The following is a 531-nucleotide window of genomic DNA, read 5'->3' on the forward strand; positions in this document are numbered from 1 at the left end:
TTCAACAATACATTTATAGGTAATTTGAAAATCTGTCATCGCTTTAGGGAGCCCTCGTTTCGTGCCAGCACCAACCCAACCTTTTGCATCAGGAAAATTAGTTGCTTTATATCCTTCGCCAAGATTGGATATCACAAAGTCACCGCCGACTTTACCACCTAAATCATTACTTGGAATATCTTCAGTAATCATCTTAGTCCAACCTTTGAAATCACGAAACTCACTATGATAAACAGGAGGCATGTAATCCTTAACTTCTTTGGTTACCTCATCATCACCAACCATAAAATAATCTTCATCATTTTTAGTAATCATAAAGTAACTAGATGGTTTAATTGCTCGGGCTTCAACAATTAAAGGAGTGTCAGCAGTCCCACTATTTACAACTGAAACTTGGTCTGAAATCGCAGTATTTTTATTTCCTGTTACTGAATATTTGTAAGGGTCTGTTAGTACTACTTTGATAGTGAACTTAACAGGTATTGTAAATTCTTTGTGCAGCTTTATTGGTCCTTCGAAATAAGCGTTCCA

At 36.3% G+C, this 531-nt stretch carries 1 protein-coding gene; it reads right to left on the bottom strand.

The window, feature by feature from the left end; translation table 11 throughout:
• Positions 1 to 531 (bottom strand): hypothetical protein (locus RAD15_RS43460; protein WP_458184805.1); only part of this gene is annotated, 531 nt, incomplete at both ends.

The organism is Bradyrhizobium sp. 14AA, from assembly GCF_054185205.1.